Annotated in this window: 12 protein-coding genes; 9 read left to right on the top strand and 3 right to left on the bottom strand. The window is 36.3% G+C overall.

Features of this window, described 5'->3' with window-relative positions:
* Positions 1-31: 31 nt before the first annotated feature.
* The 3 genes from PYW37_RS00635 (at position 32) to PYW37_RS00645 (ending at position 4192) form a co-directional block, all read left to right on the top strand.
* Positions 32-784, top strand: a complete 753-nt coding sequence (locus tag PYW37_RS00635; RefSeq protein WP_025016996.1) for a 16S rRNA (uracil(1498)-N(3))-methyltransferase — start codon at positions 32-34, stop codon at positions 782-784.
* A gap of 28 nt (positions 785-812) precedes the next feature.
* Positions 813-1769, top strand: coding sequence for a polysaccharide deacetylase family protein (locus PYW37_RS00640; RefSeq protein WP_023189503.1), 957 nt, complete (start codon positions 813-815; stop codon positions 1767-1769).
* Between the two features lie 200 nt (positions 1770-1969).
* Positions 1970-4192: a RelA/SpoT family protein gene (locus tag PYW37_RS00645; protein WP_023189504.1), complete on the top strand. Its 2223-nt coding sequence runs from the start codon at positions 1970-1972 to the stop codon at positions 4190-4192.
* 15 nt (positions 4193-4207) lie between these two features.
* Here the strand turns inward: PYW37_RS00645 and PYW37_RS00650 are convergent, their stop codons facing one another.
* On the bottom strand, positions 4208-5143 hold the full coding sequence (locus PYW37_RS00650; RefSeq protein ID WP_003132278.1) for a glycosyltransferase family 2 protein: 936 nt from the start codon (positions 5141-5143) through the stop codon (positions 4208-4210).
* Between the two features lie 190 nt (positions 5144-5333).
* Here PYW37_RS00650 and dtd point away from each other — a divergent pair, with 190 nt between their 5' ends.
* From dtd to PYW37_RS00675, 5 genes are all read left to right on the top strand, one after another.
* Positions 5334-5789 carry a D-aminoacyl-tRNA deacylase gene (gene dtd / locus PYW37_RS00655; RefSeq protein WP_023189505.1) on the top strand — a complete coding sequence of 152 codons (456 nt, stop codon included), beginning with the start codon at positions 5334-5336 and terminating at the stop codon, positions 5787-5789.
* The gene (locus tag PYW37_RS00660; protein ID WP_021723310.1) at positions 5782-6777 is read left to right on the top strand and encodes a TMEM175 family protein; all 996 of its coding nucleotides are present in this window, start codon (positions 5782-5784) and stop codon (positions 6775-6777) included. Before dtd ends, PYW37_RS00660 begins: the two co-directional genes overlap by 8 nt.
* Positions 6778-6779: 2 nt before the next feature.
* Entirely contained in the window at positions 6780-7403 is a 624-nt protein-coding gene (locus PYW37_RS00665) for an HAD family hydrolase (RefSeq protein ID WP_025016997.1), read from the top strand.
* Between the two features lie 139 nt (positions 7404-7542).
* Positions 7543-8952, top strand: coding sequence for an APC family permease (locus PYW37_RS00670; protein WP_012896953.1), 1410 nt, complete (start codon positions 7543-7545; stop codon positions 8950-8952).
* A gap of 148 nt (positions 8953-9100) precedes the next feature.
* On the top strand, positions 9101-9742 hold the full coding sequence (locus tag PYW37_RS00675) for a lysophospholipid acyltransferase family protein (protein WP_003132283.1): 642 nt from the start codon (positions 9101-9103) through the stop codon (positions 9740-9742).
* A 39-nt stretch (positions 9743-9781) separates the two neighbouring features.
* On the opposite strand, the gene PYW37_RS00680 is transcribed toward PYW37_RS00675, so the two are convergent.
* Complete coding sequence (locus PYW37_RS00680) at positions 9782-10273, bottom strand: MarR family transcriptional regulator (RefSeq protein WP_010905125.1); 492 nt, start codon at positions 10271-10273, stop codon at positions 9782-9784.
* Positions 10274-10307: 34 nt separating this feature from the next.
* A complete protein-coding gene (locus PYW37_RS00685) occupies positions 10308-10952 on the bottom strand; it encodes an NAD(P)H-dependent oxidoreductase (protein WP_010905126.1) in 645 nt (214 codons plus the stop codon).
* Positions 10953-11125: 173 nt separating this feature from the next.
* On the opposite strand from PYW37_RS00685, the gene secA reads away from it, so the two are divergent.
* The gene (gene secA, locus PYW37_RS00690) at positions 11126-13723 is read left to right on the top strand and encodes a preprotein translocase subunit SecA (protein WP_025016999.1); all 2598 of its coding nucleotides are present in this window, start codon (positions 11126-11128) and stop codon (positions 13721-13723) included.
* Positions 13724-13762 lie beyond the last annotated feature (39 nt).

Consider the following 13762-nt stretch of genomic DNA (forward strand, 5'->3'; position numbering starts at 1 on the left):
AACTTTATTCTAAGAAATGATTGGAAAAAATATGGCCAACCAATATTTTGTATTTAAAAAATTACCGGAACTGGGCGAAGAATTTATCATTGAAAATCAAGCAGCAGCTCATCATATTTTCACTGTGATGCGGGCTAAAAGTGGTGACCAAATCCGTCTTGTTTTTACTGATGGTGAAATTGGGCTGTCAGAAGTCATTTCGCCAAGTGACCAATCAGTGAAGCTGATAAAATTACTGACAGAGTCCTCAGAATTGCCTGTTCAAATTACAGTAGCTGTAGGATTTCCTAAAGGGGATAAGCTCGATTTTATTGTTGAAAAATCAACAGAATTAGGAGCTACAGCCATTTGGTCAGCACCTTTTAAAGCTTCTGTCAGTAAATGGGAAAAGAAAAAACTGACAAAAAAACAAGAAAAATTGGAAAAAGTTGCTCTAGGAGCAGCCGAACAATCACGCAGACAAATGATTCCAGAACTTCAACTTTTTGAGCAATTTACTGATTTACTTGATAAGTTTACTGATTTTGACCAAGTTCTTATCGCTTATGAAGAATCAGCAAAAATGGGTGAGAAAACAATGTTCAAACAAGCACTGACAGAAATGTCACTCAACCAAAAAGTACTTATCATTTTTGGACCAGAAGGCGGAATTAGTCCAGACGAAATCACAAAATTTACTGATTTAGGTGCAAAAATGATTGGCTTAGGGCCGCGAATTTTAAGAGCAGAAACGGCTCCATTATATGCCCTCTCAAGTATTTCAGCTTATTTTGAATTATTATAAATAAAGAAAAATTTTTAGGAAATCGATTATGAAAAAACGTGCACAACGTAACAAAAAACGAATTCGCTGGGCTTCAATCCTCACAGTTTTCGTTCTTTTAATTGGAATAATTGCAATTGCTTTTGCTGGGGTTCATTTGTTAAGTCCTAAAACAAATACAAGCCCAAAAAGCAGTCAAACTTCAAGTCAAGAAAAAGCTAAAAGCACTGCCTCATCTAGTACTTCTCAACCAAAAGAAACAAAATGGCTGGCTGGAACAAATGAAAATCAACTGCCCATTTTGATGTTTCATTATGTTACTTCAAGGGCTGATCAGCTCCCACAAGATAGTAATAACATCAATATTGTAACCTTTGAAAATGAATTAAAAGCGCTGAAAGAAAAAGGCTACACAACGGTTAGTGGCTCAGATGCCGAAAAAATTCTAACAACTAAAGAAAAACCAAGTGATAAAATGGTTTGGCTTACTTTTGATGATGGTTCAGTCACAATGTACACTGAAATTTTCCCTTTATTGAAAAAATACAATATGCACGCCACGAATTTTATTATTATAGGTTATGTGAATAAAGGCCAAGGCGGAATTTTGACCTGGGAACAAATCAAGGAAATGAAAGCAAGTGGACTTGTTGATTTTGGCAGTCATACGGTTAGCCATCCTGATTTAGGAAAGCTTACTTTGGAAGCTCAACGAACAGAACTTGAACAATCAAAAGCAGATTTAGATAAAAACCTCGAGCAAAAAACAGATATCATCTGTTATCCAGCAGGGGGTTATAACCAGAATACCTTGAATTTAGCTAATGAGTTAGGCTATAAGTTTGGTTTGCTTGACCCGGGCCGTAATGGTGCTATTGCAATAGCAGCCAAAGAAAGTGATGGTCTATTAACGCTACCACGCTTTAGAATGATGAGCTCTACCACAACTGAGCAAATGCTACAAATGATTCAACCCTCAACCGATTATAATGAAAAAAATAAATAAACTCCGAATAATCGGAGTTTTATCTTTAGTTTTGCAATAGTCATCCTTTTGCTTAACCTACAAATGTGATAGAATAGATTAAATTAAGTGAAATAAACCTTAACTTACAAAATTTGATGAGATGATATATTAATCTAAATAAGGAGGAAAACTGGTCACCATTTTAGAGTCAACTTTAAAATGGTCTAGTATCTAAAGTTATGCCTAAAGAACCAGATTTAACCGGAGCAGAAGTTGTCAATATCTGTTCTGACTACATGAATGAAACAGACCTTTTACTCGTAGAAAAAGCACTTGCTTGTGCTTCACTTGCCCATGCAGACCAATATCGTGCATCAGGAGAAGCTTACTTTGTCCACCCTACCCAAGTTGCAGGAATTTTAGCCAAATTAAAACTGGATGCCGTTACCGTTTCCTGTGGTTTTTTGCATGATGTTGTTGAAGATACCAATTTTACCCAAGGTGATTTGCAAGAATTATTTGGCGACGAAATTGCTGAAATTGTTGATGGAGTTACTAAGTTAGGTAAAGTTGAGTATAAGTCACACGAAGAACAATTGGCTGAAAACCACCGTAAGATGCTTATGGCTATGTCCAAAGACATTCGTGTTATTTTGGTCAAATTGGCTGACCGTTTGCACAATATGCGCACGCTTAAACATCTCAGACCAGATAAACAAAAGCGGATTTCACGTGAAACCATGGAAATTTATGCCCCTCTTGCTCATCGCTTGGGGATTGCCAGTATCAAATGGGAATTAGAAGATTTATCATTCCGTTATCTTGAAGAAGCAGAATTTTATCGCATTCGTGGTCTCATGAATGAAAAAAGAACAGCTCGTGAAGCGCTTGTTGCTGAAGTAATTGGTAAATTACAAGAACGAGTCGAAAAAGCTGGAGTTGACGCAGAAATTTATGGTCGTCCAAAACATATTTATTCTATTTATCGTAAAATGCACGATAAGAAGAAACGTTTTGATGAGATTTATGACCTGATTGCCATTCGTTGTATCACAGAAACAACAAGTGACGTTTACACAACTTTAGGTTATATTCATGACCTTTGGAAACCAATGCCAGGTCGTTTTAAAGATTACATTGCCAATCCAAAAGCCAATGGTTATCAATCTGTCCATACAACCGTTTATGGTCCCAAAGGCCCAATGGAATTCCAAATTAGAACACGAGAAATGCACCAAATCGCTGAGTTTGGGGTTGCCGCTCACTGGGCTTACAAACAAGGGATTAAAGCAAAAGTTGATGTTCATGAAATTTCTGAAACCTTGAATTGGATTCATGAACTTGTGGAATTGCGTGAAGAAGCTGGTGATTCAGCAGAAGATTTTGTCAAAGCCGTTCAAGAAGATATTTTATCAGATAAGATTTATGTCTTCACTCCAAATGGTGAAGTCCAAGAATTACCAAGAGGTTCAGGTCCTATTGACTTTGCTTATGCTATCCATACAAAAGTTGGTGACCATGCGACTGGAGCGAAAGTAAATGGACGAATGAAACCATTATCTGTTCAACTAAAAACAGGTGATCGGGTTGAAATTATTACCAGCTCAAGCTCTTTTGGACCAAGCCGTGACTGGATTAATCTAGTTAAAACTAATAAAGCTAGAAACAAAATCAAACAATTCTTTAAGAACCAAGATAAAGAATTGTCGGTCAATAAAGGCCGTGAAATGTTACAAGAAGCTTTGGAAGAAGGTGGATTTGTACCAAATCACTATTTAGATAAGAAACATCTAGATGAAGTCTTCAATAAGATTAGCTACCGTAATGCGGAAGCTTTGTATGCAGCAATTGGATTTGGTGAGCTTTCAGCAACAACAATTGCCAATCGTTTAACTGAAAATGAACGTCGTGAAGTTGAGAGAGCCAAACAAAAAGCCGAAGCTGAAGAGCTGATGAAGGGTGAAGTTAAACGCGAATCAAGTAAAAACATCATGAAGATTCGTCACGATGGTGGAGTCAGTGTTTCTGGTATTGATAGCCTACTTGTTCGTATCGCCAAATGTTGTAATCCTGTTCCAGGGGACCCAATTGTGGGGTATATTACAAAAGGGCGTGGTGTTTCAGTTCATAGAGCTGATTGTCAAAATGTGCGAAGTATGGAAGACTTTGAACAAAGACTTGTTGAAGTTGAATGGGATGATTCAGAAAACTTAGTGAAAGAATATGTCGCTAATATTGATGTCTATGGCTTTAATCGTCCTGGATTACTCAACGATGTGATGCAAGTTTTATCAAATTCTACTAAAAATTTGATTTCAATTAATGCTCAACCCACTAAAGATAAAAAAATGGCAAATATTCACATCGCTTTAGGCATTAAAAATCTATCAGATTTGACTTTGATTGTTGATAAAATCAAAATGACCCCAGATGTTTATTCTGTAAAACGGACAAATGCTTAAAAAAAAGAGCTTGACTTAGTCAAGCTCTTTTAAATTACTTTCTTTAATAATATAATTGGGACGTTTTTTTGTTTCCAGGAATATTTTAGCGATATATTTACCAATAATTCCAAGAGAGAGAAGTTGTAAGCCGCCTAAAAGTAAAATCAAAACAATCAAAGTTGGGAAACCTTGAACAGGGTCACCGTAAATCAGTGTTTTAAGAAGATAAAAAATACTGAGTAAAAGTGAGGCTAAAAAACTAAAAAAGCCAACAAATGTCGCAATATTGAGCGGCATTTCCGAAAAATTTATAATCCCATCAATAGAATAACGGAGAAGTTGACTAAAAGACCAAGAAGTTTGACCAGCACTTCGTTCGTGATTTTCGTATTCTAAATAAGTTACATCATAACCGACCCAAGAAAAAAGCCCTTTTGAAAAACGATTATTTTCTCTGAGTGTCAAAATACTATCCACAACTTGACGAGTCATAAGCCGAAAATCTCTGGCTCCGTCTACAATAGGTGTAGTCGATACTTTATTAATAATCTTATAAAAAAGTCGAGAGAAAAATGAAATCAGTGGAGATTCACCAGAACGTGAAATTCTGCGAGCACCAACACTATCATAACCTTCTTGAAGTTTCTGATACATAGAAACAAGTAGTTCAGGTGGATCTTGTAAATCAACATCCATTACTGTAACAAGAGGTTCTGTAGTAGCTTCTAAACCAGCAAGTAAAGCTGCTTCTTTACCAAAATTTCTTGAGAAACTAATGTAGTTAATATTATCAACTTGACTCGCTAATTTTTTTATAAGAGGAAGCGTTTGGTCACTAGAACCGTCGTTTACAAAGTAAAAAACCTTTTTTAGCTCGAGTTTTTCTGTTTTGTCATTTACCTCTTTAATAAAGAGCTCAAGCGTTTCTTCTTCGTTATAAACGGGGACAACAATCGCTAATTCTTCCATTTTTTTCCTTTATTATTTTTTTATCTTATCTTAGTACCTATTTATGATAATACCTAAAGAGTCCTGTGATGTCAAGCTTTCTTTTGATGTTATTAAAATGAAGAAATGCCCAAAGAGAGCTGATTAAAATTGGACTTTTTGTGCTATACTGTCAGTAAAGAGATTATCATAGGAGTGAAATATAAAGATTATGAAAATAGTAATTCAACGTGTAAAGTCAGCTTCTGTCAGTATTGATGGAGTCATTAAGGAAAAAATTAAGCAAGGCTTTTTATTGTTGGTTGGGGTTGAAGATGCTGACAGTAATTTTGATTTGGATTATGCAGTACGTAAAATCGCGCAAATGCGAATTTTTTCAGATGAAGCTGATAAAATGAATCTCTCTGTTCAAGATATTCAAGGAGAGATTTTGTCAATTTCTCAGTTTACTTTGTATGCGGAGACTAAAAAAGGGAATCGTCCGAGCTTTTCTGCAGCAGGAAAACCTGATTTTGCTAAAGCAATGTATGAAAAATTTAATGATAGCTTAGCTCAGATTGTGCCGGTTAAAGCAGGAGTTTTTGGGGCTGATATGCAAGTTGAGTTGATAAATGATGGTCCTGTCACTATTATTTTTGATACGAAAGAAGCTAGAAAAAATGCCTAAAAGACTGCAAAAAAGTAGCGTAAAAAAACGGGTTCCTGTTCGCTCTGTCAGTAAAATAAAAACTTATCAGTCCTCAGAAAAACCTGACCAAGTTGGTGAAATTTGGCAAAATAATATTATTGGCTCACTTGATAACGGTTATTCAAAGGAGCAGGCCAGAAAACAACAAAGTCAAAACCTGACTGAACGTCAGAAACGAAAAATTGAGGAAATGCAAAGCAATCCAGAGATGATTCAAGCGCGTGAAGAACTTAAAGAAGAGTTTCTCAATACTCATCCACAATATGCCAAGATGACGAGTGAAGAATTGCAAGAATCAATGACTCATCATGCTTTAGAAGATGAGAAGCTTAGAAAACAAAAGCTCCGTCATCACATTGAAGCATTTGCTGACGGAATTATTGCGGTTATCATTACTATTATGCTCCTTGAAATTCCTGTCCCTTCTGGTAATCAAGGTTATTGGGAGTTCATCAGTTCAGTTGGAATCTTCTTAGTTAGTTTTGTTGTTACAGCTAATTTTTGGTTCAATCGTCACAAGATTTTTGCTCTGACAGAGGAAATTACGGAAAAAATCATTGTTCAAGATTTTATCTTTATTGGTTTGCTTTCACTAATTCCGCTGTTGACCAAATGGATTATGGTTGCTCCAACATCATTTAGTGCCCTGAATTTTGGTCTGGTTTTGATTGTGATTTTACTTCAGCAGGAGCTTTTAAGTTATTCAATTACTAAAGATCATTTTCATAAAATGCCTAAATCTTTTAAATTCTGGCGTCGTGTTTGGTTAATCAGGCTATTTTCAACTATTCTAATGAATGTTGTTATCATGATTATTGCCATTATTTTTCCATTTTATGGACATTGGCTCTTTGTTATTGTTCCTATTTTTAACTTTTTGTTCCGCATGGTTAATGACCGCAATCAGGAGGAAGAAGTTTATGCTGCTACACGTTCTATCGGTGTTCCTTATTTGAAAGAAGGTTAATAATGACTGTAAAAAATATTATTTTTGATTTAGGTGGTGTAATTTTAGACTTAGGTTTTGAACGAATGGTCAATTCCTTTGAGAACTTAGGAATAAAAGATTTTTCTGCTTATTTTAATCCGCAAAAGCAAGTCGATTTTTTTGAGAAATTAGAATTAGGTCTTATTTCTCCCGAAATTTTTTATGACAAGTTTAGAGAAGCAACAAATAGCCAACTGACAGATGAAATAATTGAAGAAAATTGGAATTTAATTCTAAAAGATTTCCAAAAAGAACGAATGGATTTACTGACAGAGCTGTCAGCAGATTTTTCACTCTATCTTTTTTCAAATACGAATGCTATTCACGCTAAGTGTTTTGAGCAACGTTGTATCGAAGAAATGGGTCAGCCTCTATCAACTTATTTTAGAAAAACTTATTATTCACATGACTTGCATTTAAGAAAGCCAACAGTTGAAAGTTTTCAAGAGGTTCTTCGTCAGTCAAATTTAAAGGCTGATGAAACTTTATTTATTGATGACAATGCGGATAATATCTTGGGCGCACAAGCAGCAGGTTTGAAAACTTATCATCTAAAGGCGCCAAAAGTACTGACAGAACTCAATTTCCAAGAAATAATTTACTGACAAGTCTGTCAGTAATTTTTTTTTGGAAAAAATATTTTTATACTGCATAAAGTTAGTTCTTGACAATTGTCAGACAATTCGGTAAAATACAGTTTATTGAAATTATTTAGTTACAAATTCAGAAAAATGAGGATTTATTATGGGATTTATGAGAAAAGCTGATTTTGAGCTTTATCGAGATGCAGATAAACACTATAATCAGGTGTTAACCACACGTGATTTTCTTGCACTAGGTGTTGGAACAATTATTTCGACTTCTATTTTTACTTTACCAGGTCAGGTCGCTGCTCAATTTGCAGGCCCAGGTGTTGTCTTTTCTTACCTGCTTGCTGCATTGGTCGCTGGTTTTGTTGCCTTGGCTTATGCTGAAATGTCAACAGTGATGCCATTTGCGGGTTCAGCCTATTCTTGGATTTCAGTCTTATTTGGCGAAGGTTTTGGTTGGATTGCTGGTTGGGCTTTGCTTGCGGAATATTTTATTGCCGTTGCCTTTGTTGGTTCAGGCTTCTCAGCAAATCTGCAACAATTGCTAGCGCCACTCGGTTTCCATCTCCCAAAAGTATTGGCCAATCCATTTGGTACAGACGGTGGAGTTGTCGATATTATTTCACTTTTAGTCATTTTACTCTCGGCAATTATTGTCTTTCGTGGGGCATCTGATGCTGGACGAATCAGTCAAATTCTTGTTGTGCTTAAAGTAGCGGCTGTCATTGCTTTCATCATTGTTGGGATTACGGTCATTAAGCCAGCAAATTACCATCCATTTATTCCACCACACAATCCCAAAACAGGTTTTGGTGGCTTCTCGGGAATCTGGTCTGGGGTATCAATGATTTTCTTGGCCTATATCGGTTTTGATTCAATTGCAGCCAATTCAGCGGAAGCTAAAAACCCCCAAAAAACAATGCCACGTGGAATTATTGGGTCGCTTCTAATTGCTGTTGTTCTATTTGCAGCAGTAACCTTGGTACTTGTAGGGATGCATCCTTACTCAGCCTATGCAGGAAATGCAGCGCCAGTTGGTTGGGCTCTTCAACAATCAGGTTATTCTGTTTTATCAGAAGTTGTAACAGCTATTGCACTTGCCGGAATGTTTATCGCCCTTTTGGGAATGGTTCTTGCAGGTTCACGTTTGCTTTATGCTTTTGGACGCGATGGACTTTTACCTAAAGGTTTGGGTAAAATGAATGCTCGAAATCTTCCAGCAAATGGTGTGTGGACCTTAGCCATTGTTGCTATTGTCATCGGGGCATTCTTCCCCTTTGCTTTCCTTGCTCAACTTATTTCAGCAGGAACTTTGATTGCTTTCATGTTTGTTACACTTGGAATCTATTCACTTCGTCGTCGTCAAGGAAAAGATTTGCCAGAAGCAACTTACAAAATGCCTTTCTATCCAGTTTTACCAGCTCTTGGTTTTATTGGTTCATTATTTGTATTTTGGGGATTGGATGTGCAAGCAAAACTTTATTCAGGAATTTGGTTCCTTATTGGAATTTTGATTTATTTTGCTTATGGAAATCGTCGAAGCAGAAAATCAGAAGAAAAATAAAAAGATATTATAAAAAATGGTTTCAAAATCTTTTGGAACCATTTTTTTGTCATCATTTTGGAGCGGACAAAAATTGCTAAAATTACTAAAATAAGTTAAAATAGGGAAGTTATCAGTAACTATGATATGAGGAGTAAATTACCCAAAAATGAAAGAATATGAAAAACAACATCGAATCTTTTATGTCTTTTTACGCAATCTTGTCGCTTTTTTACTTTTGATTTTGAATGGAAAAAGTAAATACTACAATGTTGACCGAATTCCTAAAGATGAAAATTATATATTAGTCGCCCCTCACCGAATGGCTTGGGAGCCAGTTTGGTTTGCTTTTGCAACTCGTCCTAAACAATTTATTTTCATGGCGAAAAAAGAATTGTTTAAAGGTTTTGGGGGTTGGTGGATTAAAATGTGTGGTGCCTTTCCAGTTGACCGCGAAAATCCAGGAACTAAGCCTTTAAAACATGCGGTTAAAATGCTTAAAGAATCAGATAAATCAATGATTATGTTTCCATCAGGAAGTCGTCATAGTGCAGAGATGAAAGGTGGGGTTGCGGTCATTGCTAAAATGGCAAAAGTCCGAATTGTACCTGCCGTCTATCAAGGGCCTTTGACGATGAAAGGTGTTTTCAAGCGTCAAAAAGTTTCAATAAATATTGGACATCCAATTGATATTTCAGATATTAAAAAAATGGATGAAGCAGGCATTGCCGAAGTTAACCGTCGAATGGAAGTTGCTTTTGCAGAACTTGATAAAGAATTGAACCCAGATTTTCATTATGAAGCAAAATAAAAAAACTCTAGCAAATTGATTTGCTAGGTTTTTTTTGACTTATTCTGAATCAAAAAGTCCTGCTTCTGTCAGATTGAAATCAGACAGAAAGCTCAAAATAATTGATTTTTCTTGTTCATTATATTTATCGAAAATTTGTCCAAGTCTAATATCCATGATTTTATGCATTTTATCGTGAATGGTCGCTACTTTTCGACCTTTGACTGTCAGGTGATAGAAAATTTTCTTTTTATCACTTTCAGATTGATAAGTAGTTAAAAACTGATATTTGATTAAATTTTGGACAGCACGAGTCACTCCGCCACGAGTGACGGATAATTTTGTGGCTAATTCAATACCGGTTAAATCTTCTTTGGTCAAAGCTGACAAAATGTGAAGGGCAACAACTGACAAAGTCAAAACTTCTTTTTCCAATTTATCATTATCTAATTGAGCTAAAATCCAGCTTCTTTCCTGAGAACGATTGTCAGTTGCATGTCGTAACTCATGCAATTCTTTTGAGATTTGTTGGTTTAGGTCTGCTGAGGTCATCTTATCCATGCTTACATTATACAATAAAAGGGAATTAGAAGGCTTTCCCAAAATTTTCTGCACTGGTAAATGCTTTTTCTTTTAATTCATCCGCACGTTCTGGGTAGCGAGCATATCCTTCTACGAAAAGTTGTTGACGGTTCTCGTCAGTAAGTCCTACCATTTTCATTGTTTGGTCAATATAAGCAGCACCTAAATCGTTAGCCATATGTGTTGGGTCTTGTTCATTATGATAAAATCCTCCGGCTGATTGAATATGAAGCGATTTTTTTCCTTCAAGTAAGCCAATCGGACCATTTTCAGTATAACGGAAAAGTTTTCTAGGCACAGCAATAACATCAATATATTGTTTCAATTCAGCAGTGACAAAGCCGTTGTACATCGGGTTGACGAAAACATATTTGTCAGCTGATAGAAATTCTTCTAAATATTCTTCGTGTCGATGTAGTAAATTTTTATCCTCAGCACTCAGTGTATCAGGAGCATATTTATTACGTTTCCAAGCAGCAAAAGTTTCATTATCAAGAGCTGGGACCTTTTCTGAAAATAAATCACGGATGATTATTTTATCTAAAGGATGAGACTCTTGATAAGATTTTTTGAATTCTTCTACTGTAGCAAGAGACCAGCTAAAGTCGTCAGTATGTGGGTGAGCTAAAATTATAAGTAAAGTTGTCATTTTTTTATTCTTCTTCCTTTTTGTTGATAAGCAACATTATAAACTTAATTTTGTTGCTTGTCAACATGAAAACGAATTAAATTCGAATTATTTGTGGTATTTCAGTTTGTAAAAGCTATGTAAAAGTGTTACAATTAATGGTAATATCCACTTATTTTTGTGAAAGAGAAATTATGCCGAATATTATTAGAAAACTTGTCGAAAACGACAAAAAAGAGCTCAAAAAACTCAATAGAATGGCGCTTCAAGTTGAAAGTTTCGCTGATGAAATGGAACATTTGACTGATGAGCAATTGAAAGCCAAAACTCCCGAATTAAAAGAACGTATTGCAAAAGGAGAAAGTCTTGATGATCTTCTCTATGAAGCATTTGCTGTCTGTCGTGAAGCAGCCCGCCGTGTGCTTGGCTTATACCCTTTCCACGTTCAAATTATGGGTGGGATTGTCTTACATAATGGTGACGTTCCCGAAATGCGTACTGGTGAAGGTAAAACTTTAACTGCGACAATGCCAGTTTATCTTAACGCTTTGTCAGGTAAAGGCGTTCACGTTGTTACTGTCAATGAATATTTGGCAACACGTGATATGACTGAAATGGGTGAACTTTACAGCCGGCTTGGATTGACTGTTGGTTTGAACTTGAATTCAAAATCACCAGAAGAAAAACGTGAAGCTTACAACTGTGACATCACTTATTCAACATCAGCTGAGCTTGGCTTTGATTATCTTCGTGATAACATGGTGACACGTGCCGAAGATATGGTTCAAAAGCCATTGAACTATGCTCTTGTTGATGAAGTTGACTCAATCTTGGTCGATGAAGCCAGAACACCTTTGATTATTTCTGGACAAGCTGAAAGTTCATCAGCACTTTACTATCGTGCTGACCAATTCACTAAGACATTAAAAGGTCAAAACTTGAATGTTGCCACTTCTGAATATGAAGAGGGCGACGATTACAAGATTGATTTACAATCAAAAACAATTTCCTTAACTGAAGAAGGAATTGATAAGGCCGAAAAATTCTTCCAAATCGAAAATCTTTATGATATGGAAAATGTTGCATTAACTCACTTTGTAGATAATGCTTTACGTGCCAACTTTATCATGCTTCACGACATCGACTATATGGTTGATGAAAACCAAGAAGTTTTGATTATTGACCAATTTACTGGACGTACGATGCCTGGACGTCGCTATTCTGATGGTCTTCACCAAGCAATTGAAGCTAAAGAAGCTGTGCCAATTCAAGATGAATCAAAAACAATGGCTTCAATTACGATTCAAAACTACTTCCGGATGTATAAAAAACTGTCAGGGATGACAGGGACTGCTAAAACCGAAGAAGAAGAATTCCGTGAGATTTATAACATTCAAATCACACCAATTCCAACCAACCGTCCTGTTCAACGTTTAGATCATCCAGATTTACTTTACCCAACTTTGGAAGCTAAATTTAAAGCAGTTATTGATGATATTAAACGTCGTCATGCTGAAGGTCAACCAATATTGATTGGTACTGTTGCTGTCGAAACTTCCGAATTGATTTCTAAGAAATTGGTTGAAGCAAAAATTCCTCACGAAGTTTTGAATGCGAAAAATCACTTCCGTGAAGCACAGATCATCATGAATGCGGGGCAACAAGGAGCAGTAACGATTGCGACCAACATGGCTGGTCGTGGGACTGATATCAAGCTTGGGCCTGGTGTAATTGATCATGCAGACCCTGAATTCCGAGGTCTTGCTGTTATTGGTACTGAGCGTCATGAATCTCGCCGTATTGATAATCAATTACGTGGTCGTTCTGGACGTCAAGGTGACCCAGGGGTTTCACAATTCTATCTTTCTCTTGAAGATGAATTAATGAAACGTTTTGGTTCGGAACGTGTTTCAGCTTTCCTAGATAGAATGCGTATTTCTGGTGAAGATGCTGTCATCAAATCTGGCTTGATTACTCGTCAGATTGAAAGTTCACAAAAACGTGTCGAAGGAAATAACTACGATTCTCGTAAACAAGTCTTGCAATATGATGATGTCATCCGTGAGCAACGTGAAGTTATTTATGCGCAACGTCAGGAAGTTATCTTGGCTACAGAAGATATGACTCCTGTTTTGATGGGCATGTTCAAGCGAACAATTGATCGTCAAGTGGATGGTCATGAACTTGCAGGAAGTCTCAAAGATGAAGAAAATGTCAAAAATCTCTTGCAAACATTGCACAATACAATGTTGCCAGAAGATGGCATTGAATTGTCTGAACTGACAGGTTTGTCAGTACAAGCAATGAAAGATTTGATTTTTGATAAAGTCAAAGCTCGTTATGCTTCACAAATGGAAAAATTATCTGACCCAGAACGTCAGTTGGAATTCCAACGTGCAGTTATCTTACGAGTTGTTGATAATAACTGGTCGGAACACATTGATGCGCTTGACCAAATGCGTCAATCAGTAGGACTTCGTGGTTATGCCCAAAATAACCCTATTGTTGAATATCAAGAAGAATCATATAAAATGTACAATAATATGATTGGTGCGATTGAATTTGAAGTGACTCGTTTGATGATGAAAGCTCAAATTCAACCACAAACGGCAATCCGTCAGGAAGCGCCAAGAATGACAACCACAGCTTCACAAGAAAATATTACAAATGTTGATACTGAACATTCTGTCAGTGAAGAAATTTCATTTGAAAATGTTGGTCGTAACGACCTTTGTCCTTGTGGTTCTGGTAAGAAGTTTAAAAATTGTCACGGACGTACACATATTGCCTAAAAGGCCAATTAATTTACTGACAGTTCTGTCAGTAAATTT

This window comes from Lactococcus lactis, assembly GCF_029023865.1.
In the GTDB taxonomy this organism is placed as follows: Bacteria; Bacillota; Bacilli; order Lactobacillales; family Streptococcaceae; genus Lactococcus; species Lactococcus lactis.

Excerpts from the sequence above, each read along its gene's own strand:
- PYW37_RS00665 (WP_025016997.1), top strand. The coding sequence starts at position 6,780 with ATGACTGTAAAAAATATTATTTTTGATTTAGGTGGTGTAATTTTAGAC.
- PYW37_RS00645 (WP_023189504.1), top strand. The coding sequence starts at position 1,970 with ATGCCTAAAGAACCAGATTTAACCGGAGCAGAAGTTGTCAATATCTGT.
- PYW37_RS00640 (WP_023189503.1), top strand. The coding sequence starts at position 813 with ATGAAAAAACGTGCACAACGTAACAAAAAACGAATTCGCTGGGCTTCA.
- PYW37_RS00660 (WP_021723310.1), top strand. The coding sequence starts at position 5,782 with ATGCCTAAAAGACTGCAAAAAAGTAGCGTAAAAAAACGGGTTCCTGTT.
- PYW37_RS00685 (WP_010905126.1), bottom strand. The coding sequence starts at position 10,952 with ATGACAACTTTACTTATAATTTTAGCTCACCCACATACTGACGACTTT.
- PYW37_RS00675 (WP_003132283.1), top strand. The coding sequence starts at position 9,101 with ATGAAAGAATATGAAAAACAACATCGAATCTTTTATGTCTTTTTACGC.
- dtd (WP_023189505.1), top strand. The coding sequence starts at position 5,334 with ATGAAAATAGTAATTCAACGTGTAAAGTCAGCTTCTGTCAGTATTGAT.
- PYW37_RS00635 (WP_025016996.1), top strand. The coding sequence starts at position 32 with ATGGCCAACCAATATTTTGTATTTAAAAAATTACCGGAACTGGGCGAA.
- PYW37_RS00670 (WP_012896953.1), top strand. The coding sequence starts at position 7,543 with ATGGGATTTATGAGAAAAGCTGATTTTGAGCTTTATCGAGATGCAGAT.
- secA (WP_025016999.1), top strand. The coding sequence starts at position 11,126 with ATGCCGAATATTATTAGAAAACTTGTCGAAAACGACAAAAAAGAGCTC.
- PYW37_RS00680 (WP_010905125.1), bottom strand. The coding sequence starts at position 10,273 with ATGACCTCAGCAGACCTAAACCAACAAATCTCAAAAGAATTGCATGAG.
- PYW37_RS00650 (WP_003132278.1), bottom strand. The coding sequence starts at position 5,143 with ATGGAAGAATTAGCGATTGTTGTCCCCGTTTATAACGAAGAAGAAACG.